21 protein-coding genes are annotated in these 22,250 nt (G+C 66.0%); 11 read left to right on the top strand and 10 right to left on the bottom strand.

The window, feature by feature from the left end:
- Window positions 1–711: 711 nt before the first annotated feature.
- A complete protein-coding gene (locus tag U5N23_RS21160; RefSeq protein WP_322594714.1) occupies window positions 712–1,686 on the top strand; it encodes a DMT family transporter in 975 nt (324 codons plus the stop codon).
- A 10-nt stretch (window positions 1,687–1,696) separates the two neighbouring features.
- Here U5N23_RS21160 and U5N23_RS21165 read toward each other — a convergent pair whose 3' ends face one another.
- On the bottom strand, window positions 1,697–2,488 hold the full coding sequence (locus U5N23_RS21165; protein ID WP_322594715.1) for a helix-turn-helix transcriptional regulator: 792 nt from the start codon (window positions 2,486–2,488) through the stop codon (window positions 1,697–1,699).
- A 105-nt stretch (window positions 2,489–2,593) separates the two neighbouring features.
- On the opposite strand from U5N23_RS21165, the gene U5N23_RS21170 reads away from it, so the two are divergent.
- Window positions 2,594–3,445, top strand: a complete 852-nt coding sequence (locus tag U5N23_RS21170; protein WP_416208645.1) for a phytanoyl-CoA dioxygenase family protein — start codon at window positions 2,594–2,596, stop codon at window positions 3,443–3,445.
- Here U5N23_RS21170 and U5N23_RS21175 read toward each other — a convergent pair.
- The 4 genes from U5N23_RS21175 to U5N23_RS21190 all read right to left on the bottom strand — a co-directional run bounded on the left by U5N23_RS21175 (window position 3,442) and on the right by U5N23_RS21190 (window position 5,318).
- Window positions 3,442–4,143: an SHOCT domain-containing protein gene (locus tag U5N23_RS21175; protein WP_322594716.1), complete on the bottom strand. Its 702-nt coding sequence runs from the start codon at window positions 4,141–4,143 to the stop codon at window positions 3,442–3,444. The two genes, U5N23_RS21170 and U5N23_RS21175, sit on opposite strands and share 4 nt — an antisense overlap.
- A 65-nt stretch (window positions 4,144–4,208) precedes the next feature.
- The gene (locus U5N23_RS21180; RefSeq protein WP_057263722.1) at window positions 4,209–4,421 is read right to left on the bottom strand and encodes a DUF3820 family protein; all 213 of its coding nucleotides are present in this window, start codon (window positions 4,419–4,421) and stop codon (window positions 4,209–4,211) included.
- Between the two features lie 13 nt (window positions 4,422–4,434).
- Window positions 4,435–4,830, bottom strand: a complete 396-nt coding sequence (locus U5N23_RS21185; protein WP_322594717.1) for a translation initiation factor Sui1 — start codon at window positions 4,828–4,830, stop codon at window positions 4,435–4,437.
- Window positions 4,830–5,318, bottom strand: coding sequence for a DUF2721 domain-containing protein (locus U5N23_RS21190; RefSeq protein ID WP_322594718.1), 489 nt, complete (start codon window positions 5,316–5,318; stop codon window positions 4,830–4,832). Before U5N23_RS21190 ends, U5N23_RS21185 begins: the two co-directional genes overlap by 1 nt.
- Before the next feature lie 190 nt (window positions 5,319–5,508).
- On the opposite strand from U5N23_RS21190, the gene U5N23_RS21195 reads away from it, so the two are divergent.
- Window positions 5,509–6,822: a DEAD/DEAH box helicase gene (locus U5N23_RS21195; protein WP_322594719.1), complete on the top strand. Its 1,314-nt coding sequence runs from the start codon at window positions 5,509–5,511 to the stop codon at window positions 6,820–6,822.
- Window positions 6,823–6,926: 104 nt separating this feature from the next.
- Here the strand turns inward: U5N23_RS21195 and U5N23_RS21200 are convergent, their stop codons facing one another.
- Window positions 6,927–7,283, bottom strand: a complete 357-nt coding sequence (locus U5N23_RS21200; RefSeq protein ID WP_322594720.1) for a DUF6172 family protein — start codon at window positions 7,281–7,283, stop codon at window positions 6,927–6,929.
- A gap of 144 nt (window positions 7,284–7,427) precedes the next feature.
- Between U5N23_RS21200 and U5N23_RS21205 the strand changes: the two genes are divergently transcribed.
- From U5N23_RS21205 to U5N23_RS21225, 5 genes are all read left to right on the top strand, one after another.
- A complete protein-coding gene (locus U5N23_RS21205; protein ID WP_322594721.1) occupies window positions 7,428–9,143 on the top strand; it encodes an Eco57I restriction-modification methylase domain-containing protein in 1,716 nt (571 codons plus the stop codon).
- A gap of 5 nt (window positions 9,144–9,148) precedes the next feature.
- Window positions 9,149–9,895: a PaeR7I family type II restriction endonuclease gene (locus tag U5N23_RS21210; protein ID WP_322594722.1), complete on the top strand. Its 747-nt coding sequence runs from the start codon at window positions 9,149–9,151 to the stop codon at window positions 9,893–9,895.
- A gap of 111 nt (window positions 9,896–10,006) precedes the next feature.
- The gene (locus U5N23_RS21215) at window positions 10,007–10,708 is read left to right on the top strand and encodes a LemA family protein (RefSeq protein WP_416208646.1); all 702 of its coding nucleotides are present in this window, start codon (window positions 10,007–10,009) and stop codon (window positions 10,706–10,708) included.
- Window positions 10,709–10,739: 31 nt separating this feature from the next.
- Window positions 10,740–11,834: a M48 family metalloprotease gene (locus tag U5N23_RS21220; protein ID WP_322594724.1), complete on the top strand. Its 1,095-nt coding sequence runs from the start codon at window positions 10,740–10,742 to the stop codon at window positions 11,832–11,834.
- Between the two features lie 91 nt (window positions 11,835–11,925).
- Window positions 11,926–13,206 carry a diguanylate cyclase gene (locus tag U5N23_RS21225; RefSeq protein ID WP_322594725.1) on the top strand — a complete coding sequence of 427 codons (1,281 nt, stop codon included), beginning with the start codon at window positions 11,926–11,928 and terminating at the stop codon, window positions 13,204–13,206.
- 49 nt (window positions 13,207–13,255) lie between these two features.
- Here the strand turns inward: U5N23_RS21225 and U5N23_RS21230 are convergent, their stop codons facing one another.
- Together U5N23_RS21230 and U5N23_RS21235 are read right to left on the bottom strand one after the other, a co-directional pair.
- Window positions 13,256–13,948 carry a UPF0149 family protein gene (locus tag U5N23_RS21230; RefSeq protein WP_322594726.1) on the bottom strand — a complete coding sequence of 231 codons (693 nt, stop codon included), beginning with the start codon at window positions 13,946–13,948 and terminating at the stop codon, window positions 13,256–13,258.
- A gap of 126 nt (window positions 13,949–14,074) precedes the next feature.
- On the bottom strand, window positions 14,075–15,406 hold the full coding sequence (locus U5N23_RS21235) for a DUF2142 domain-containing protein (protein WP_322594727.1): 1,332 nt from the start codon (window positions 15,404–15,406) through the stop codon (window positions 14,075–14,077).
- Between the two features lie 404 nt (window positions 15,407–15,810).
- Here U5N23_RS21235 and U5N23_RS21240 point away from each other — a divergent pair, with 404 nt between their 5' ends.
- Complete coding sequence (locus U5N23_RS21240) at window positions 15,811–16,425, top strand: 3'-5' exonuclease (protein WP_322594728.1); 615 nt, start codon at window positions 15,811–15,813, stop codon at window positions 16,423–16,425.
- A gap of 83 nt (window positions 16,426–16,508) precedes the next feature.
- Window positions 16,509–16,724: a hypothetical protein gene (locus U5N23_RS21245; RefSeq protein WP_322594729.1), complete on the top strand. Its 216-nt coding sequence runs from the start codon at window positions 16,509–16,511 to the stop codon at window positions 16,722–16,724.
- A 143-nt stretch (window positions 16,725–16,867) separates the two neighbouring features.
- Here U5N23_RS21245 and U5N23_RS21250 read toward each other — a convergent pair whose 3' ends face one another.
- Both U5N23_RS21250 and U5N23_RS21255 read right to left on the bottom strand, forming a co-directional pair.
- Window positions 16,868–18,442 (bottom strand): BCCT family transporter, encoded by a 1,575-nt coding sequence (locus tag U5N23_RS21250; protein ID WP_322594730.1) that lies wholly within the window; start codon window positions 18,440–18,442, stop codon window positions 16,868–16,870.
- 1,119 nt (window positions 18,443–19,561) lie between these two features.
- Window positions 19,562–21,646: an NADPH-dependent 2,4-dienoyl-CoA reductase gene (locus tag U5N23_RS21255; RefSeq protein WP_322594731.1), complete on the bottom strand. Its 2,085-nt coding sequence runs from the start codon at window positions 21,644–21,646 to the stop codon at window positions 19,562–19,564.
- A 91-nt stretch (window positions 21,647–21,737) separates the two neighbouring features.
- On the opposite strand from U5N23_RS21255, the gene U5N23_RS21260 reads away from it, so the two are divergent.
- The coding region (locus U5N23_RS21260) for a TetR/AcrR family transcriptional regulator (protein WP_322594732.1) at window positions 21,738–22,250 on the top strand (513 nt) is incomplete at its 3' end.

Genomic DNA, 22,250 nt, shown 5'->3' on the forward strand with positions numbered 1-22,250 from the left:
CTCGCCAGGGCGACCGCGCCAGCTGCGTCGGCAGCGCGCATCGCGCGCGTCCCCGACCCAAGGCGCAGCTGCGAAAGCAGCAGCCGTCCCTGACCCCGCTCCCCACCCCTGCTGGCTGCGCCGAGAAGCGCAGGGCCTGGGGTGGGTGCGTGTGCCGAAGGACACACGCACTTCGTCGTCTGGCTCGTCGCTGCTGTTTGAGCAGAGTTCACCCGCAGGGGGAACGGCGCGAGTTCAGCGACGCCCACCCCAGGTCCGAGCATCGCAGGTTGCCCCCGTTCGCCCGACAGGGCGAACGGGGGACGCAGACTGGGGGCCGCCTTCTCTTTGGTGACTTTCTCTTGGCGGCCCAAGAGAAAGTTACTGCGCCGCCGGGCGCACATCCCGGCCCCCGCCCCCAACAAATGCACACAGCAACCACAACCAAAAAGCCGTAAAAACACCCACCCCACAGCAAAGGAACAAAAAAAAGCCCGCACGAAGGCGGGCAACTTGCTTGCACAAGGGAGGCATCGACTACGGGTGGGTCGACAGAAAAATCATAGCCCCGCCCCCAAAAAATGCGTGTGAGGTATTTCACACTTCACGCCTTTGTTGATTGATGAACAAACCATCCGCCATTGGTGAATAAACAGCATCAATGGCACCGCCGATCTGGCGCCCAATCGCATGCAGGCCCTCCAGACAAAGCCTGCGCAACGAGCGACCCCCATGACCACAACAACGCCCCCGGCCCCGCAACAGACAAACAACAACAGCAACAACACCAAGGCCTGGGTGATCGACCTCGTGCTGCTGGCGGCACTGTGGGGCGCATCGTTTCTGTTCATGCGCATGGGTGCCGCCGAGTTCGGGGCCCTGCCCACTGCGGCGGCGCGGGTCAGCATCGGCGCGGTCTTTCTGTTCCCCCTGATGATGCTGCGCGGCCAAGGGGCGGCGCTGGTACAGCACTGGAAGGCCAGCATGGCCCTGGGTGTCTTCAACTCGGGCCTGCCGTTCGCGCTGTTCAGCTTTGCGCTGCTCACCATCAACAGCAGCCTGGCGGCGGTGCTCAACGCCACGGCGCCGATGTTCGGTGCCCTGGTGGCGTGGGTCTGGTTCCGCGAACGGCCCAGCGGCTGGCGCCTGGTGGGCCTGGCCATCGGCTTCATCGGCGTGGTCATGCTCGCCAGCGGCAGTGCCGGGCTGCGCGATGGCGATGGCGCGGGCAACCACAACGCGGCCCTGTGGGCCATCGGCGCGTGCCTGCTGGCCTGCCTGTGCTATGGCATTGCCGCCAGCGCCACGCGCCGCTACCTCACCGGGGTGCCGCCCCTGGCCACCGCCACCGGCAGCCAGATCGGCGCCGCCCTGCTGCTCGCCGTGCCGGCCATCGTGTACTGGCCCCAGCACATGCCCTCGCTGCGCGCCTGGCTGGCCATCGCGGCGCTGGGCGTGCTGTGCACGGGTGTGGCGTACTTCCTGTTCTTTAGGCTGATCGAGCGCGCGGGCCCGGCGCGCGCGCTCACCGTCACCTTTTTGCTGCCGGTGTTCGCCACCTTCTACGGCGTGGTCTTTCTCGATGAAAGCATCACGCAGTGGATGCTGGTCTGCGCGGCCGTCATCGTCTGCGGCGTGGGGCTGTCCACCGGCTTCATCGCGCCGAAGTCAAAGCGCGCCGCCAGCGACGGCACCGCGAAGAGCTGAGCGCGTTCCATCAGCCTGCCTTCTTCTGCCGAAGGTAGGCCTGTGGCGTCATGCCCAGCTGCTTGTGGAACATGGCGATGAAGGCCGAGGGCGCGCTGTAGCCCAGCTCCAGCGCCACGTCCTTGACCGCACGGCCGGCCTCCAGCAGCGCGATGCCGCGCACCACCTTCAGGCGCTGGCGCCATTCGCCAAACGGCATGTGCAGGTCGCGCTCGCAGCGCCGGGCCAGGGTGCGCTCGGTGGTGTGCACCAAAGCCGCCCAGTCGGCGAGCGAGCGGCCGTCCCAGGGGCTGGCCTGCAGCGCGCCGAGCACCCGGGCGAGCAGAGGGTCCTGCGACGTGGGCAGGTAGCTGTCGTGGCCGGGCGCCACGCGCAGCTCGTCCAGCAACACCTCGAACAGGCGTTGATCGGGCGCGCTGCGCGGCACATCGATGCCGCGGCTGTGCAGGGTGTCCAGCAGGGCGTGGATCAGCGGGCTGATGACCATGGTGCAGGGCTGGCGCGGCAGTGTGGCGCACAGCGCTTCGGCCACGTAGACCGTGGCATAGCTCGCCTCATGGCGGTTGCTCGACACATGCTCCAGGTGCGGCGGTATCCACACGCCGTACTGCGGTGGTGCGAGGAACACCTGCCCACCCATGCCCACCTCGATCACGCCCGACAGGGCGTGTACGAACTGGCCCGCGGCATGGCTGTCCGCCGGGTCGGCACCACCGGGCTGCAGGTGCACCACCTTGAACAGCATGGGCGGCATGGCTATCGCCTGCGCGGCGGTCTTGCGAGCGGCCTTGGGGAGGTTCATCTTGTCTGGCTTCACTGATCGCTTGTCCGAACAGGCGTATTTGATGGAATCGGGCCAATTTAGACTGATTCTGCCTGCCCGCACCAGCCCAAGGAGACGAACACCATGCTGACCAACCACCCCACCGAATTCGACGCCCAGTCCCCCGCCAGCGCCATGGCCGAGACGTTCGCCCGCGACGGAGTGGTCTGCCTGCGCGGCGTGCTGCGCCCTGCCGAGGTCGAGCGGCTGCGCGAGGGCATCGACACCAACCTGGCCGCACCCAGCCCGCGCGCCAAGGTGGCCAGCCGCGCCGACGACCCGGGCTTCTTCATCGAGGACTTCTGCAACTGGCAGGAGATACCTGCCTACTGGGATGTGATCTCGCAATCCGCACTGGCGGAAATCGCGGCCAAGCTCACGGGCAGCTCACAGATTCGGCTGTACCACGACCACATGCTCACCAAGGAGTCGGGCACGCGCCAGCGCACGCCCTGGCACCAGGACCAGCCCTACTACAACATCGAGGGCAGCCAGAACGTGAGCTTCTGGATCCCCGTCGACCCTGTCTCACGCGCCTCCACGCTGGAGCTGGTGGCCGGCTCGCACCGCGGCCCCTGGCTCATGCCGCGCACCTTCATGAGCAACGAGGCCAAATGGTTCCCCGAGGGCGCCCTGGCCGACCTGCCCGACATCGAGGCCGACCGCGCGGCCTACGACATCCGCGGCTGGGCCGTGGAGCCCGGCGACGCGATTGCCTTCAACATGCTGACCCTGCACGCCTCCGCCGGCCTGGAACCCGGGCGCCGGCGCCGCGTGTTCTCGGTGCGCATGATCGGCGACGACATCACGCATGCGCCACGGCGCTGGAAGACATCGCCGGATTTTCCGGGGCTGGTGGATGCGTTGCCGGCGGGAGCGGCCATGGAACACCCGCTGTTTCCGGTGCTGTGGTCAGCGGGCGAGCTGAGCCCCTAGGCCAGCAGCCTGGCTTTTTGCTGCTGGAATTCCTGTTCGGTCAGCACGCCCTCGTTGCGCAACTGGGCGAGCTTTCGGAGTTCATCAGCGACGGAAGGCACCGACGAAGGCGCGGATGCCCCATCCGCCGGGCTTGGCGCGTCAGGCCGCCCGCCCTCGTGGGCCGCAGCCTCCAGAACACCAAGCCAGTGGCGTGCCTTGTGCAAGGCTGCCTCGTACAAAGCCCTGTTCGCATGGAAGGTGGACTCCAGGAAAACAAGGCTATGGGTTGGAATGGACGTGTTCTTCAAGCTGATGCGCAATTGCACGCGCATGATGGCAAGGGCGATGCGATCCCCTGCAAGGGCAAAGTCGTCGAGCACCTCTACCGACAGGATGTCGCCATAACCGACATCGACGCTATGGACCCAATCCTGGTCCGGGCCAAAGCCGTGTCCCTCTTCGGCACCAAAAGCCCCGCCTTGGTCAATACCGGCAGCTCCAGCGCGGTGGTAGCTGATCAGCCGCAGTTTTTTGTGCGCCTCATCGATGGCGATACCGGTCACACCGTCACTCCCATCGACCTGCTGGGTGGCAACAAATCCATCGGCACTCTCCAAGTCCGGACCAGGCACGACTTCGGTCCGCTCAGGCCTGTACATCAGGTGCACGACGGTACAGATAAAGACGAAGACCAACACCCCAATCATGAATCCCATAGCTCTCCCTCCGACGGATGCCAGCGTTCAAGGACGCCTTTTCCTGCGCGACGCCAGCCCGGCCCTTATCGCCCCCTCAGCGGCCTCAGCAGATCCGACAAGCCGTTGTGGTCGATCTCGTACATCAGCGCCAGCAACTGCCCCAGCTCCCCTTTCGGGAAGCCCTCGCGCGCAAACCAGCCGAGGTAGTTGGCAGGCAGGTCGGCAAGCAAGGTGCCCTTGTGCTTGCCATAGGGCATCTCGGTGGTGACCAGGCGCTGCAGCTTCTCGGCATCCATCGCGTGCGCTCCCTCAACCGCCCGCGCGCTTGACCTTGTGGCCGAGCTTTTGCAGCGCGGCCATCACGCGGTCCACGTGGTCGCCCTGGACTTCGATCACGCCGTCCTTCACGGTGCCGCCGCTGCCGCAGGCGGCCTTGAGCTGCTTGCCCAGCTGGTCGAGCGCGGCGGCATCCACCGGCACGCCCTTGACCAGGGTGACGGCCTTGCCGCCGCGGCCCTTGGTCTCGCGCGATACGCGCACAATGCCGTCGCCGGCAGGCACGGCGGCCGCCTTGGCCAGTTCCTTGCAGACGCATTGGGCGATGGGCTGGCGGCAATCAGGGCACATGCGGCCGGTGTCGGTGGAATAGACCAGGCCGCCGAGACTGCCCAGGTCGGCCAGTGACTTCTTGGGTGCAGGGGCCATCACTGCGGCTCCTTGCCGGGGGCCGGGTTGGCACCCAGCTCGTTCTGCAGCATGTGGAAGTTGAGCAGGCGCGTGGCCATCACCGTCTCGGCCAGAAAGCACACCAGCGCCAGCAGGAACGAGGCCACGCCGGCCAGGAAGCCGCCGATGGCCAGGCGGTTGGCCTGGTAGTCCAGCGTTTCACCCAGGAACAGCAGGATGATGGTGATGCCGATGAGAAACGCGCAGAAGGTCAACAGCGCAATGCAGCCATTGGCCAGGCGCCCGCGCAGGCGCAGGTCGCCGAGCTCGGCATAGGCGCGTGCGGTGTACTCGGGGTCGTTGTTGGCGCGGGCGCGGTCTTCTACCACGCGGGCGCGGTCGATGATGCGTGCCAGCCGGCCGGCCACCGCGCCGATCATGCCGGAGACGGCGGTGAGCAAAAACACGGGCGCCACCGCCAGCTGGATGCCGTGGGTGATGGCGGAGGGATCGGTTGGAATGGCCATGGGGAGGAGTAGCAGGTGTCTGTGCCGCCCGATTATCTGCGCACGGGGTTCGCATGGCGGCATGGCAAACCGGCCCTTTTCACGCGCCCCCACCCCGATGCAGGACAATCGGGGCATCCTGACAGCCCGCGCGGGCTGCGACCACCCCCTTTCATTTGCGGCTGTGCCCCGTGCGCAGGCCGCCTTGCCCATGCCTTTTGCCGCCCTCGGTCTCTCCCCTGCCCTCGCCCATGCCGCCCAGGCCGTGGGCTTCACGGTGCCCACGCCCATCCAGACCGAGGCGATCCCGGCCATCCTGGGCGGGCAGGACCTGCTGGGCATCGCGCAGACCGGTTCGGGCAAGACGGCGGCGTTCGGGCTGCCGCTGCTGCAGGCAGTGCAGCTGGGCGCCACCGGCCAGGCGTCACGCCACGTCACCGCCCTGGTGCTGGTGCCCACGCGCGAGCTGGCGGCCCAGGTGGGCGAGGTGCTGCGCGACCTGGCGGGGCATTTGCAGCAGCCCCCCAAGGTGGCCGTGGTGTTCGGCGGTGTCTCCATCAACCCGCAGATGATGGGCCTGCGCGGCGGCGCCGACATCGTCGTGGCCACGCCGGGCCGGCTGCTCGACCTGGTGGAGCACAACGCCGTGCAGCTCGGCCAGGTGGCCCACCTGGTGCTGGACGAGGCCGACCGCCTGCTGGACCTGGGCTTTGCCGAGGAGCTGCAGCGCGTGCTGGCCCTGCTGCCGGCCAGGCGGCAGAACCTGTTCTTCTCGGCCACCTTCCCGCAGGCAGTGCAGGCCCTGGCCGACGGCCTGCTGCGCCAGCCGCTGCGGGTGGAGATTGCGCCCACGCCAGACCACACGCCCGACATCGCGCAGCGCGCCATCGCGGTGGACGACAAGCGCCGCACGCAGCTGCTGCGCCACCTGCTCAAGGAGCATGGGTGGACGCGGGTGCTGGTCTTCGTGGCCACGCAGTACGCGGCCGAGCATGTGGCCGAAAAGCTGTACAAGGCCGGCATCTTCGCCAGCCCCTTCCACGGCGGCCTGAGCCAGGGCGCGCGCAAGCAGGTGCTGCAGGAGTTCAAGGACGAGCGCTGGCAGGTGGTGGTGACCACCGACCTGGCCGCGCGCGGCATCGACATCGCCCAGCTGCCCGCAGTGGTGAACTACGACCTGCCGCGCTCGGCGGACGACTATGTGCACCGCATCGGCCGCACCGGCCGCGCGGGCGAGAGCGGCATGGCCGTGAGCTTCGTCACGCCCGACGCCACGGCGCATTTCCGGCTGATCGAAAAGCGCCAGGGCTTGGCGCTGCCGCTGGAGGTGATTGCCGGCTTCGAGCCGACCGAAGTGGCGCCCGCGCCAGCCCCGGCCGCCCCCGGCGAGCCCGGCACCGGCGGCATCAAGGGCCGCCGCCCGAGCAAGAAGGACAAGCTGCGCGCTGCGGCCGCCGAGGCCGAGGCCAAGGCGGCCGCCGAGGCCGCGCGCCCCGTGGGCAAGAAGCCGCCCAAGCCGGAGTAACACGGACAAGCGCCTGTTCAAAGGCGCAAAAAAGCCGGTGTGCCTTGCAAGGCAGACCGGCTGTCGGTAGCTGCATCGGGCACCTGCCCGATACCGCCTGGTGGTCAATCCTCGCTGTCGTCGTCTTCTTCAGGGCCCATGCCGTCGTTGGCCGCGTCCTCGTCATGCGCCCCGTCAGGCCGTGGCGTGCGCTTGCCCGGCTTGGCCAGGATCTCGACGTAGAACTGCTTGCCGCCCTCGGCCACCACGCCGTTGATCAGCCCGGTGAGGGCCGACAGGTGCACCACCGTGGCGGCTTCCTTGGTGGCGCCGAACTGGCAATCGAAGTCCCAGAAGTCCGCGCCTTCGGGGATGTCGCGGCGGCGTTCGCGCTTGATGTACTTGCGGATGTCGTGCTTGACGGCCTCCAGAACCCGGTCCGGATTCTTGCCTTCGACATGGAGTTGAAAAGTTTTTCTCATGGGCGATGGTACCGCTTGTGGGTAGGAAGCATGTTGCCATGCATGGAAAGGCCGTGAACGACTTCGGCCGAACCGGGCCTGGGCATGCGGGCCGTCCCAGTGGCTCTGGGGTACAGGATAATCGTCAGCAATCGTCCAAGCACCATGCAAACCGAACTACTTCTCGAACAGTCTGCCCTGCCAGGCATGTGCCCTGTCACCGATGCGCTGCACGATCTGGCGCATGCGTCTGGCTCCGAGGATCGGGGTGCGATTTACACCCGGCGAGAGGTGGTTGATTTCATACTCGACCTCGTCGGCTATCTGCCAACAGATGCGCTGTACGAAGCTTCACTGCTTGAGCCCTCCTTCGGAGGTGGGGATTTTTTGCTTCCGGCAATTGATCGGCTGCTCGCAGCGTGGCGACGCGCCAAGGCTGCGGGAAAATTGGTGCCTGAACTCGATCATTGCATTCGGGCGGTTGAGCTCCACAGCCGCACCTTCGATACCACCCGCCTCGCCGTAGTGGCACGCCTTCTCCAAGAAGGATTTGACGCCCCTCGGGCCGAGCGGCTTGCCAGCCTCTGGTTGGTCCAAGGTGATTTCCTCCTGACCAGGTTTCCGGCGGCCTTTGACTTTGTCATAGGCAATCCACCCTACGTCCGCCAAGAGCTTATCCCTGCTCCACTGCTGCAGGAGTACCGCAGGCGGTTCTCGACGTTGTTCGACCGTGCAGACCTGTACATCCCCTTCATAGAAAAGTCGCTCGGTCTTCTCCATGACGGCGGACAACTGAGCTTTATCTGCGCCGACCGATGGACCAAAAACCGGTACGGCGGGCCGTTGCGGGCTCTTGTGGCCTCAGGCTACCATCTGCGGGCGTATGTCGATATGGTGGACACACCCGCATTCCACTCCGATGTAATTGCATACCCAGCCATTACCCTCATTGAGAAATCTCCCGCTGGCCCTACCCTCGTTGCAGAGAGGCCCGCCATCGACGCCGAGCACCTGAAGGCATTGGCCAACAGTCTTCAAAGTGGGCCCGAGGCTGTTTTACCACCGGGAGTGCACCGTTTGGATGGCGTGACAAACGGGGATGAGCCGTGGGTTTTGCACTCGTCCAAAAAGACGGACCTGGTGCGCCGAATCGAGGCCCAGTATCCGACCCTTGAGGAGGCAGGCGGGAAAGTTGGTATCGGCGTAGCCACTGGCGCCGATCAGGCATACATTGGGAAATACGACGATCTCGATGTGGAAGATGACCGCAAGCTTCCACTGGCAATGACCAAAGACATACTCTCCGGCAATGTCGAATGGCGGGGGTATGGTGTCATCAATCCCTTTACCGATGAAGGACCGCTGGTCGATCTAAAGAAATACCCGCGCCTGGCCGCATACTTGGAAACGCACCGGGAAGTCATCACCGGGCGGCATGTAGCCAAGCGCGACGCCACACGCTGGTACAGGACCATTGATCGCATAACGCCCTCACTAGCCCAGCGCCCAAAATTGCTCATTCCAGACATCAAGGGTGAAGCACAAGTGGTCTATGAGCCAGGCCAGCTCTACCCCCATCACAATCTCTATTTCGTGGTGTCTGAAACCTGGGATTTGCGCGCGCTGCAAGCGGTTTTGCTATCAGACCTGTCTCGGCTGTTCATCGCGACATACTCCACCAAAATGCGTGGGGGGTTTCTTCGCTTTCAGGCTCAGTACCTGAGGCGGCTGAGACTCCCTCATTGGGCTGAAGTCTCCAGCGAAATGCGCCATCGCTTGGCAGTGGCGGCAGAAAAGCTGGATATCCAGGCATGCAACGCTGCAGTAGCCGACCTCTATCAACTCAACGCACAGGAGCGCGTTGCGCTCGCTGAGCCTTAAATCAAATGGCACTTGATCTGGCGAACTACCGCAAACAGGCACGCGACTCCATCAAGGCCTTTTGGGGCAACCGCGAAGCGGCGTTACGCAAACAGCGTGAATCGGGCAATGTGCATGCGGGTACGCGAGGTGCGGTGATAGCTGGCAAGAACATGGACGGCTTTGTCGCCCTGATCAAGAGCTTGGTCGAAGCCAACGGCCTTGGGCATGCACAGGTTCACCAAGCCAAGGGACTGGTGGTACTGCCAGGGTACTTTCGCCCAACCAAACAGTGGGACTTGCTGGTGATGCACGAAGGCCGCCTGATAGCCGCAATCGAATGCAAGTCACAGGTAGGCTCTTTCGGGAACAACTTCAACAACCGCACGGAAGAAGCCATAGGCACCGCACACTGCCTGTGGACTGCCTACCGCGAAGGCGCCCTGGGCCAGCATCCCAAGCCGTTTCTCGGATGGCTCATGGTAGTGGAAGACGCTCCAGCGTCACGCATCGCAGTGAGGAATGCACAACCGCACTTTGAAGTGTTCCCAGAATTCAAAGACACCTCGTACCTGGACCGGTATGACCTTCTTTGCCAAAAACTGGTCAAAGAACAGCTTTACACCGCTACGGCGCTGCTGGCCAGTCCGAGTACCGCAGCCACGTCCGGCGAGTACTCCGAGCTGTCGGAGTTGTCGAGCCTGGACAGCTTCGTGACCGCCTTTGCAGGGCACGTTGCAACACAAGCCGCCCGCAGCCCTCGCGGGGGTTGATGCAAGCTGCAGAAGTAGCGCCGCGGGTACGAGCGGCACCACAGTGCCAGCCCGCTGTAGAGAGGAGATGCGGCGCTGCGCGGTCGAGAATCCCTTCGCCTCACACTCTACCTGCAGCGCACATCGCAAACCCCCACCAAGTTTCAGCTTTCCGCCTCCCCAGAAAACCCGTTCTGTACTATTGACTGCAATCAAAATTTACAACAGAGGAGGTGGACTATGTCGACAGCAGGATGGATTTTCTCCGGCGTGGTGGTGGTGTTGCTGGTGTGGGCCGTGGTGGTCTACAACCGCCTGGTGCAACTGCGCAACCGCATTGCCAATGCGTTCGCCCAGATCGACGTGCAGCTCAAACGGCGCTACGACCTGATTCCCAACCTGATCGAGGTGGCGCGCGGCTACATGGCGCATGAGGCGTCCACGCTCGAAGCGGTGATCAAGGCGCGCGGCAATGCGCAGAGCGCCGCCACCGCAGCGCGTGCAGCGCCGGCCAGTGCCAATGCCCTGGGTGCGTTGGCCGCTGCCGAAGGCGTGCTCGGTGGCAGCCTGGGCCGGCTGATGGCGCTGGCCGAGGCCTACCCCGACCTCAAGGCCGATGCCTCCATGAAATCGCTGAGCGAAGAGCTCACCAGCACCGAGAACCGCCTGGGCTTTGCCCGCCAGGCCTACAACGACCAGGTGCTGGAGTTCAACGACAAGGCCCAGCAGTTCCCCGACCTGGTCGTGGCGCGGCTGCTGGGCTTCGTGAGCTCGCCGATGCTCGAATCGACACAGAACGCGGAGGAGCGCACCGCGCCCAAAGTCCAGTTCTGAGCAGCCCGCGAAACCGCGAGGGACTGCCTTCATGAAATTCTGGAACCATCAAGAGAACGCGCGCAGCGAAACGCGCCGCCTGCTGCTGGGCTTTGCCGTTGCCGTGGCGCTGCTGGTCGCGGCCGTACACGGCGCGCTGGTAGTGGCCTGGCTGCTGATGGCGGCGGTGCTGCCGGGCAACCTGCCCTACCCGGCCGGCTTTCTGGCCGTCAACGTGGGCGTTTCGCTGATGCTGGTGCTGGGCGGCTGGTGGGTGGAGACGTCGAACCTGCGCGCGGGCGGCGTGAAGCTGGCCACGCGCGCCGGTGCACGCGAGCTGCGGCCCTCGATCTCGCATGCCGAGCAGCGGCTGGCCAATATCGTCGACGAGCTGTGCATTGCCGCCAACATGCGCCGCCCGCAGGTGATGGTGGTGCCGCGCGTCGATGCCATCAATGCCTTTGCCGCCGGCTGGGACGACAAGGATGCGGTGGTCGCCGTGACACAGGGCGCGCTCGACTACCTCAACCGCGAGGAGATGCAGGGCCTGGTGGCCCATGAGCTGAGCCACCTGCACGAGGGCGACACACGCCTGAAGATGCAGCTGGCCGGCATGGTCTACGGGCTGGAACTGGTCTACAACTTTGGCGACACGCTGCGCGAGCGGCGTGGTCTGGCGTGGTGGTTCGGCTCGGCCATCATGCTGGCGGGCTTTGCCGGCTGGCTCACGGGGCGCATGCTCAAGGCCGCCGTTTCGCGCCAGCGCGAGTACCTGGCCGATGCGCGCGCCGTGCAGTGGACGCGCAGCAAGGAGGGCCTGGGCGGCGTGCTGCGCAAGGTGATGGGCCAGCGCCGCGATACCCCCGCCGGCTACGCCCAGGACCACCGCCACACCGGCCTGGCCCTGCCCTCGGTGCAGCACATGCTGCTGGTGGACGTGGAAGGCGGCGGCCGGCTGGAGCGCCGGCTGGACACCCACCCCACGCTCGAAGACCGGGTGCGGCGCGTGTATGGGCGGCCCATGCAGCCCCTGGCGGTGTCGCCCGTGCCTGTGGAGCCGGAGCCCGCACGCCGCAACGGCGCAGCCCTTGCACCGGGCGCCGTGACCATCGCCTCGCTGGTAGACCCGTTCGCACGGTTCACCTGATCCGGGCCTGCGCTGTCAGGCATTGACAAACACTTGGTGGCGTTTTGCGCGCGCGGTGCCACAATGGTGCACTACGTATTGTTACAAACGCATGCACCACGATCAGGAACTGTTGCAACTGCTGCCCGCAGCGGCACTGGTGGTGACGCCGGCTGGCGCCATCTTGCGTGCCAATGCGGCCGGCGTGGCCCTGCTGGAGGCCGACAGCGAGCAGGCCCTGCTGGGCCGGATACTCGGCCATTTCGTGCACCCCATGGACAAGGCGCGCTCCAGCCAGCGCATCGAGCGCGTGAAGGAGCCCGACCACGTGGGGCGGCCCAACAAGTCCTCCGAGTTCCGCGTGCGCACCGACAAGGGCCAGTTGCGCATGGTGCTGGTGGCCAGCGTGGCGATTGAATGGCAGGGCGCGCCGGCCCTGCTGATGTGCGGCATGGACATGACGCACCAGAGCGAGATCCAGGAGCAGTTGCGCGAGAGCGAGCACAACTTCCGGCGCCTGTTCGACAACATGCAGGACGTGTACTACCGCACCGACGCCCAGGGCGTGGTGCAGCACGTGGGGCCGGGGGTGCGCCGGGTGCTGGGCTACGAGCCGCACGAGATCGAGGGCCGCACGGCCGAGTCCTACTACCCGCAGAGCAAGGACCGCGATGCCTTCAAGGTGGCCATCCAGGAAAAAGGCGAGGTGGCCGACTTTCCGGGGCAGATGGTGCGGCGCGATGGCACGGTGATCGACATCTCCATCAGCAGCCACGCGCTGTACGACCACCAGGGGCAGTTTGCCGGTGTGGAGGGCATCTACCGCGACGTGACGCAGCGCAAGAACCTGGAGCGCGAGCTGCACCGCCTGGCCACCACCGACATGCTCACCGGCATGGCCAACCGCCGCGCCTTTCTCGAAACCGCCGAGGCGGCCTTCCACGCCGCACGCGAGCATGGCACACCGCTCACGCTGCTGATGCTGGACGTGGACCATTTCAAGTCCATCAACGACCGCTTCGGTCACCTCGAAGGCGACCGCGCCCTGGTGGCCTTTGCCCGCGCCGTGATGGACGGGCTGCGCCCTGGCGATGCGGTAGGCCGCCTGGGCGGGGAGGAATTCGGCGTGCTGCTGCAGGGCACCACCTTGGGCCAGGGCCATGAAGTGGCCATGCGGCTGCTCAATTGCGTGCGCACGCTGGAGCTGGCGGGCATGGATGCGGGTGGCAGCCACCGCTACCGCATCACCGCCAGCATGGGCCTGGGCACCCTCAGGGGCAGCGACCGAAGTCTGCGCGACCTGCTCGACCGGGCCGACCAGGCGCTGTACCAGGCCAAGCGCGAAGGGCGCGACCGGATTGCGCTGGCCGACGCCGACCTGGACGGCTGCTGAAGCAGGCCGAGCCGGCAGTGGCCGTGTGGGCCCCACCGGCAAGCCGCCCTCAATGCGGATCTGCAGCGGCCCCGCAGCACTTCTTGAACTTTTTGCCGCTGCCACAGGGGCATGGCTCGTTGCGTCCCACCTTGGGCTGCATCGACCTGCTCAACGTGCGCTGCTGCACCGCAAGCCGCAAAGGCAGGCAGAAGGCGTGCAGGTCCAGCACCGCCTGCGGGATGTGAAGCGCCAGCTCTCCCCTCATCGCGGGGGTCTTGGTGAGTGCATCCTGGTCCGCGCAATAGCCCGCTGCGCCAAGCAGGCCGATCGGCCTGAACGTGGCCTGCCCTTGCGGGGTCGACAGCAAGGGTTGCCAGTCGTTCCAGCACAGCTTCATGCCCTCGACAAAGCCATAGGCCCACGCCTCCGCATCGTCGTATTCCTGCGGGCTCTCTGCATAGACCATCGTGGACCAGTAGGGACTGACTTCCCGCGGGTTGCCCTCCAGCCCGGCGACGATGCTGTTGAAGTGGCGCATGACCAACCCCAGCAGGTGGTTGAGCTGCTCGATGGAATCCAGCGGCGGCATCATTTCCGTGGTGCCCCAGATCTTGGGCAGCCACTGGCCTGGCAGCACCGTCGTCGGGCCAACGGCGATGGCGTGCAGGAACCCATCGGCCATGTCCAGTGTCATGACCTCTTCGGTATCAACCTCGAACAGCAGGAATTGTTCGAGTTCATCGAGCTCGTCGTCGCTCAAGGGGGTCGATGGAATGTTCATGCGGAGGAGGCCGAAGGGTGGGGAAACAAACAACCGGCATTTTCGCTGAAGGCGACGGCCGCCCTGCCCTTGCCCGACCCACCCATGGATCGGATGCGCCCCCTGTCAGAAGTCGAACACCGCCAAACCCATGCCGTAGCGCCCCTGCAGCGTGGTGGCCATGGCGCCCAGGCAGAACATGGCATACAGCAGGACGAACACCCGGTGGCTGGCTGGCCAGGGGGCGTGCGCCGGGGCCGGGCGCACCGGCCCCAGGGCGGCCGCCAGCAGCATGGCGGGGATGATGAAGTAGCGCCCCTGCAGGCCTTCGATGACGCGCGCGGGGTAGTCGTTCCAGGTCACGGCAAGTGCAAAGAAGGCCAGCAGCGCGCTGCCCACGGCGGCAACCGCCAGCGTGGCACGGATGCCAAGATCGGCCTTCTGGTAGCGTGTCGCCGCCACGGTGAGGAGCGCCGCCAGCAGCAGGCCGCAACCAATGGTGGCCAGGGCAAGGTCCGGAATCGGCGCGTCGGACCAGCCCAGGTTGCCCACGAATGTCGAGGCGATCAGTTGGCCCTGGAACGGATCGACGATGGTCCGCCCCACCAGGCGCACAAACTCCATCGGCTCGCGCAGGTAATTGGCGATGATCTGACCCGTGGAGAGCGCGCGCACCACGCGGTGGTCCTGGGTGTGGACCAGGCCGTACAGCGTCCACCCGGCACTGGCCGCCAGCAGGGTGGCCGTGGCCGCCAGTCGCTGCCAGGAGCCGTGCCGACAAAGCAGCATCAAGGGCAGCAACACCATGGGAATGAGGTTGGTGCGCGAGGTGACCAGCAGGAAGATGGAGAAATAGAAGGCGAACGCCTGCCAGCGCGTGGCCTTGCCCTGCTGCCACTGCAGCAGAAACAGCGACAGCACCAGCAGGGCCAGCGCAAAGGACAACCCGTCGATGGTGGGCGAGATGATCTGGAACAGTGCCATGGGCATCAGCAGCAAGGCCTGCAACAGCACGGAGGGCGGCCCCGTCTGCCAGGCCCAGAACACCACGCCCAGCACCAGCAGCGTGACCAGCATGCGGGTGAGCTGGTAGCTGTGGCCCAGGGACAGGTCGAGCGCGCGCGAGAGCCTGAGGCCCAGCGCATGCGGCAGGTAGATGAAGGGGGCGTAGTACCCGGTGGCCGACGCATCGACGAAGATCTCATCGTCCAGCCAGTCGAACCGCTTGGCCTCGCTCGTAAGCCACGCAGGCGACAGGCTCCTGTCGCGGTGCGGCCCCACGATCTTCTGCATCCACTGCGAGAACAGGAAGAAATGGGTGTCCACCCAGCCACCGGTCTTGCCGCGCACGTCGGGCTCCAGGCTCTTGAGCAAAGGCTGGCCATGGGCCACCATGTCGGCGCGCAGCAGGTGCACGATTTCATCGGGCGACTGGAAGGCCGGAATCAATTGCATCATGCCGCAGGCAATGGCAAAACCCAGTGCAAACCAGGCCATCCGCAGCCGCAGCAGACCAGCACGGCCCCGCGCCCCCAAGGGGGTCGTCCAACGAGGCCAGCCAGAAAGGTCAGGGCGCAAAAACAATGCAGACAGTCTTCAAGGAAAAATTAGACAGCGACCATCCCAGCTGGCAAAGACGATCTTATCCACCGGGGTTTTCGCTGAGATGACCACAAACGCGCAATTGCGTGTCAGGCGTGACCTACGTCACCAAAGAAAGGGTTTTCTGCAGGCTGCGGGCGCGAAAGCTTCAGCACCTCTCGCTCCCGGGTGCCGCAGGATCATGGCAGGCAAGCCCGCCCCTCGCAACATCGCTTGCATTTTGAATCAGTTGTCTCCCCATCCCGCACAATAGCCACCCCATGAGCCCCCCACACACCCAACGCGCCACACCCGGCAAGGAAGAGATCGCACTGCTGCCCCCCTTCGAGCGCCTGGGGCCTGATCGCATCACCCTGGTGGCCACCGCCGACCAGGCCGAAAAAGCCTGCGATGAGCTGGCAGCCAGCGCGGTCTGGGGCTTCGACACCGAATCCAAGCCCACCTTCGTGCAGGGCGAGGCGTCCGACGGGCCGCACGTGGTGCAGCTGTCCACCCTCGACAAAGCCTGGGTGTTCCAGCTGCACGACCAGGGCTGCCGCGCTCTGGTGGCACAGCTGCTGGCCCGGCCCGGCACCACCAAGGCCGGCTTTGGCCTGGGAGATGACAGGAAGCGCATCGAGGCCAAGCTCGGCGTGGTGCCTGCGGGCGTGCTGGAACTCAACCACGTGTTCCGCCAGCAGGGCTACCGCAAGGACATGGGCGTCAAGGGCGCGGTGGCCGTGCTGTTCAACCAGCGCTTCATGAAGTCCAAGAAGGCCGCCACCTCCAACTGGGCCAACGCCCACCTCACCGAATCGCAACTGGTGTATGCAGCCAACGATGCCTATGCGGCAGCGCGCGTGTACCACGCGCTGGGGCTGCCGGCCGGGGCCTGAGCGGCTGAGAATCTTTCGTCCATGCCCGCCTTGCACGCCAAAAAACTCCCAGCCTCTGAGGCCGCTTCGGCCAACTGGCCACGGTGCAGGGCCTGGATGCCGTGCGCTGCACGCGCCCGCTGTCGGAGTCGATTTTGTACACCGAGCCGTTCAACCGCTTCGTGCTGTCCACCGCCGAGGCGGCGGGCAACCCGCGCATCCTGGAGTTGTGCGACGAGCTGGAGGCCCTGGGCAGCGACCCGCAGGCCCCGGGCTCACGCATGTTCCACCCGAACCTGATGGCGCACGTCCGCCTGTGAGGCAGCGCAACAGCGCGGTGCAACCCAGGCCGGCGGCCCGAAGAAGCCCCAAGAGGGAGCCGCCCTGCCAGTGTCTCCGCCATGGCCGCCACGCCGCGCTGGGTGCGTCCCCCTGGGGCTGAAGTCTCAGCCTCTCAGCGACCCTACAGCCGCTGGCCGGGTGTGGATGGCGCAGCGCCGCTGGCGGGCGCGTCCGCACCTGGTTGCCCCACCATCTCCCGCATGCGCCGGCGCAGTGCGCGGTCGCGGCGGTCGTCGGCCTCCCAGTCGGCCCTCACGCCGCGCCACAGGGCCAGCGCCATCAGCAAAATAACGACGGTGAATGGCAGGGCAAACACGATGGTGGCGGTCTGCACGGCCTTGACCCCACCCGCCAGCAGCAGGCTGATGGCAATGCCGGACACCAGCACACCCCAGATGATCTTGACGCGGGCCGACGGGTTCTCCTGCCCGCCGGTGCTCATCATGCCCAACACCAGCGTGGCCGAGTCGCCCGACGTGACAAAGAACACCAGCACCAGCAGCGTGGCCACAAACGACATCACGGCGCCCCAGGGCAGGGCCTGGAACATGGCAAACAGTGCGGTGGAGACATCGGCCTTGACGGCTTCGGCGACGGGAACGCCCTGCATGATCTCCATGTGCAGCGCAGTACCGCCAAACACCGAGAACCACACGAACGCCGCCAGCGTGGGCGCCAGCACCGTACCCAGGATGAACTCGCGAATGGTGCGCCCGCGCGAGACACGCGCGATGAACAGGCCCACGAACGGCGACCAGCTCACCCACCAGGCCCAGTAGAAAACCGTCCAGCCGCCCACCCAGCCACTGTCGCGAAATGGGGTCATGCGCAGGCTCATGCGCACAAACTCGGTGAGGTAGCTGCCCAGTGTGTTGGTAAACGTGTCGATGATGACCACCGTTGGCCCCAGCACGAACACCGCCATTGCGAGCAACGATGCGATCACCAGGTTGATGCTGGACAGCCACTTGATGCCGCGCGCCACGCCCGTCACCGCCGATGCCAGAAACAGCAGCGTGGTCACCACGATGATGCCCACCTGAGACGCAGACCCCACCGGCAGCCCGAAGGCGGTGTGCAACCCGCTGTTGATCTGCAGCGCGCCCATCCCCAGCGACGCCGCCACACCAAACGCCGTGGCGATCACCGCAAGGATGTTGACCAGCGGGCCGATGCGCTGCAGCGGCGCCCAGGGCAGGGCCATCACCGCAGTGCTGACCAGTGCCGATCCGCCCTTGCGGAACTGAAAGAACGCAATCGACAGCGCCACGATGCTGTACACCGCCCAGGGGTGCAGCCCCCAGTGGAAGAAGCTGTAGCGCATGGCGGCGTTGGCCGCCTCGGGTGTGTTGGCTGCAATGCCCGGAGGGGGTGCGCCGTAGTGCGATATCGGCTCGGCCACGCCCCAGAACACCAGCCCGATGCCCATGCCTGCCGCAAACAGCATGGCAAACCAGGCACCGATGGAGAACTCCGGCTCGTCGTCCTCCTGGCCCAGTTTCAGGTCGCCATAGCGGCTGAAGGCCAGAATCAGCGCCAGCACCACCAGCCCCAGCACCACCCACAGGTAAAACCAGCCAAAGTTGCGCGTGATAGCGGCCAGCGCCGTGTCGAACACGGTGCCCAAAGTGCTGGGAGCAATGACCCCCCAGAGCACGATGGCGAGGATCAGCCCCGCCGAGATGAGAAGTTCCATGGTGTCACCTTTCTGGAAGATCAAAAAATGGGATGCTCAGTCGGTACCCGCGTGAATCACTGCGCCACAAGGCGCCAATGAGGCACCAAATGGCGCTGCAACACAAGCTGTTGGGCTTTTGACAGATGCGGCAAGAGGGCACAGCGCTGCGCGGCGGCACCGTGCCACCCGACCAAACACCACCAGGAGGTGGGCCACGCGCTGTGCACTGCGGTGCGTGCACAGGCGTGGCAGTCGCAAAGCAGGCAGGCAAAAAGAGGGCATGGCCCCAAGCCGATGCGCGCACGGCGGCGCGGCAAGGCAGACGACGGCCTGTTCACACCCATTCGGGGGATCTCCGAAATCAGGGAGAACAGGCCCTCAACATACGCACCGCGCCTTGGTCACCACAGAAAGCGGCTGCCACAAGACGGTGCGCAGATGGAGGAACGCTACAAGTGTATGTAACAGCGATGTGGGAGCTGCTGCAATTCCTCAGTCAAGCGAAGGGATGCTAGTGTCCTGAGTTGGAAGTTCGTTGAAGAAAGAAATCTGCCGAAATCGCTGCCAAGCTAGGCGCAAAGCGCAGACATGCCGGGCGCATGGCGAGCATTTGCAACGACGCATGGCGGGGATTGTCGGTAGATTTATTCAACGAATTTCTAACTCGGGACACTAGGAGCGTGCGCGACAGAAGGAGCATCGGCTGCAACGCCCGACAAACCGGTCTCGCCGGGCATCACCTCCGTCGCCCAGGGTCCACCCTGGGCTTGTCGGTACTACCCAGCGATCCTCGGTTTTCGGACGTTTCGCTTCGATGCCTTCTGCCGCGCACGCTCCTGGTCCACAGCCGATTTCTCGTTTTCTGGCCCAGCGCTGCGAAACCTTTCCCGGCCCCTGCCCGGCCAGTTGGCCACGGTGCAGGGTCTCGATGCCGTGCGCTGCACGCGCCTGCTGTCGGAATCCAGCCTGCACACCGAGCCGCTCAACCGCTTGGTGCTGCCACCGAGCATCCTGCAACTGTGCGACAACTGGAGACCCTGGCAGCGACCCGCAGGCGCAGTGGTTCACGCATGTTCTACCCGAGCCTCATGGCGCACATCCGCCTGGTGCGGGAGCGAAATATGCCCTCTTGAACGCTCAAAGGGTCGACGCCAAACGCGCGGCCTGGTCGATGGCACGCTTGGCGTCGAGCTCGCCCGCCTCCAGCGCACCGCCCACCACATGGGGCTTCTTGCCCAGCACCAGCAGTTCGTCGGCCAGCGTGCGCAGCGGTAGCTGGCCGGCACACAGCACCACCGTGTCGCAGGGGATCCAGGTCGGGTCTTCGCGCTGCTCGCCGTACGAGACGAGCAGGCCTTCGTCGGCAATGCGCTCGTAGTTCACGCCGCCCACCATCTGCACCTGCTTCATCTTCAGCGTGGTGCGGTGGATCCAGCCCGTGGTCTTGCCCAGGCCCTCGCCCAGCTTGCCTTTCTTGCGCTGCAGCAGCGTGACCTGGCGGGCCGGCGGCGTGGCCTGCGGGCCCTGGGGCGCCAGGCCGCCGCGTGCCTTGGCCGGGTCGGTGATGCCCCATTCGGCCTGCCAGGCGGGCAGGTCGAGCGTGGTCGAATGGCCTTCGTGCACCAGGAACTCCGCCACGTCGAAGCCGATGCCCCCGGCGCCGATGACGGCCACGCGCTCGCCCACGGGCTTGCCGTGGCGCAGCACGTCGATGTAGCTCAGTACCTTGGGGTGGTCCTGCCCGGGGATCTTCGGGTCGCGCGGGCTCACGCCCGTGGCGACCACCACCTCGTCGTAGCCCGCCAGGTCGGCTGCCTGCACGGACCGGCCCAGATGCAGCTGCACGCCTGTGTCCTCCACCCGCGTGGCCAGGTAGCGCAGCATTTCGTGGAACTCTTCCTTGCCCGGTACCTGCTTGGCCATGTTGAGCTGGCCGCCGATGGCCTCGGCGGCGTCGAACAGGTGCACCTCATGCCCGCGCTCGGCGGCCACGGTGGCAGCCGTGAGGCCCGCCGGCCCGGCGCCCACCACGGCAATGCGCTTGGGCTTTTGCTGCGGCGTGAGCGGCGTGTAGACCAGCAGCGTCTCGTGGCAGGCGCGCGGGTTCACCAGGCAGCTGCTGGTCTTGTTCTTGAACACATGGTCCAGGCAGGCCTGGTTGCAGGCGATGCAGGTGTTGATGCGGTCGGCCTTGCCTTGTGCCGCCTTGTTCACGAAGGCCGCATCGGCCAGCAGCGGCCGGGCCATGGAGACCATGTCGGCGCACCCATCGGCCAGCACTTGCTCAGCCACCTCGGGCGTGTTGATGCGGTTGGAGGTGACCAGCGGCGTGGCAATGCCGGCAGCAGTGAACTCGGCCTTCATCTTCTGCGTGACCCAGGCGAACGCGGCGCGCGGCACGCTGGTGGCAATGGTCGGTATGCGCGCCTCGTGCCAGCCGATGCCGGTGTTGACCAGGCTGGCGCCGCCCGTGGCCACGGCCTTGCCCAGGGTGACGATCTCGTCCCAGGCGCTGCCGCCGGGCACCAGGTCGATCATGGACAGGCGGTAGATGATGATGAAGTCCGCCCCCACGGCCTCGCGCATGCGCGCCAGGATCTCCACCGGCAGGCGCATGCGCTGGCTGTAGTCGCCGCCCCAGGCATCGGTGCGCCGGTTGGTGGTGGCCGAGAGGAACTGGTTGATCAAATAGCCTTCGGAGCCCATGACCTCCACCCCGTCGTACCCCGCCTCGCGCGCACGCTGCGCGCAGTTCACGAAGGCGCGGATCTGCCGCTCCACCCCGCCGGCCGACAGCGCAAACGGCGTGAACGGCGATATCGGCGACTGCAGCCGCGAAGGCGCCACCGCCAGCGGGTGGTAGGCATAGCGGCCGGTGTGCAGGATCTGCAGCGCGATCTTTCCACCGGCCCCGTGCACGGCCTCGGTCACCACCTTGTGGCGGCGCGCGGCACCGGCGGTGGACAGCGTGCCCGCAAACGGCTTGGTCCAGCCCGCGATGTTGGGCGCGAAGCCCCCCGTCACGATCAACCCCACCCCGCCCTCGGCCCGCTCGCGGAAGTAGGCCGCCATGCGCGTGAGGTCGCGCGCATCTTCGAGCCCCGTGTGCATGGAGCCCATGAGCACGCGGTTCTTGATCTGCGTGAACCCCAGGTCCAGCGGGGCGAGCAGGTGGGGGTAAAGGGCGTGGCCGGGCGGCAACTCGCTGGCGAAGGATTTCATGGTGGGGCGCAGAAAGGGTGGGATGGCGTCCAGAATGCCGGAGGCAGCATCTAGAACTATTTTCTAGAACTTTATTCTAGAATGCACTTCCATGGCAAGCCGTACCAACCCCGCCCCCACCGCCGAGCCCATCGACCGCCGCCAGGAGATCCTGAACGCCGCGCTGGCCTGCGCCGCGCAGGCGGGGGTGGATGCCGTCTCCATCGACGGCGTGCGCGCACGCTGCGGCGCCAGCGTGGGCAGCATTTATCACCACTTCGGCAGCAGGGAGGGCATCGTTGCGGCGCTGTTCTTCGACATCTTCGCGGCGCAGTCGCGCAGCGTGCAGGCCCAGCTTGACGCGGCCGTGGGGGTGGAGGCGGGCGTGCAGGCCCTGGTCACCGGGTATCTGGATTGGGTGGTGGCCCAGCCCGTGCAGGCGCGCTTTCTGTTCCAGGCGCGCAGCCCCGTGGCCAGCGGCCCCCGCAGCGCCGAGCTGGCCGATGCCGCGCGCGGGCGCAACCAGGCGCTGTTGGCGTGGTTCGAGCCTCACCGTCGGGGAGGCGCATTGCGCGACCTGCCCTGCGAGCTGATGCCATCGCTGGTGATGGGGCCGGTGCAGAGC

The sequence above is a fragment of the Acidovorax sp. genome, from assembly GCF_034519795.1.
Taxonomy (GTDB): Bacteria; Pseudomonadota; Gammaproteobacteria; order Burkholderiales; family Burkholderiaceae_C; genus Acidovorax.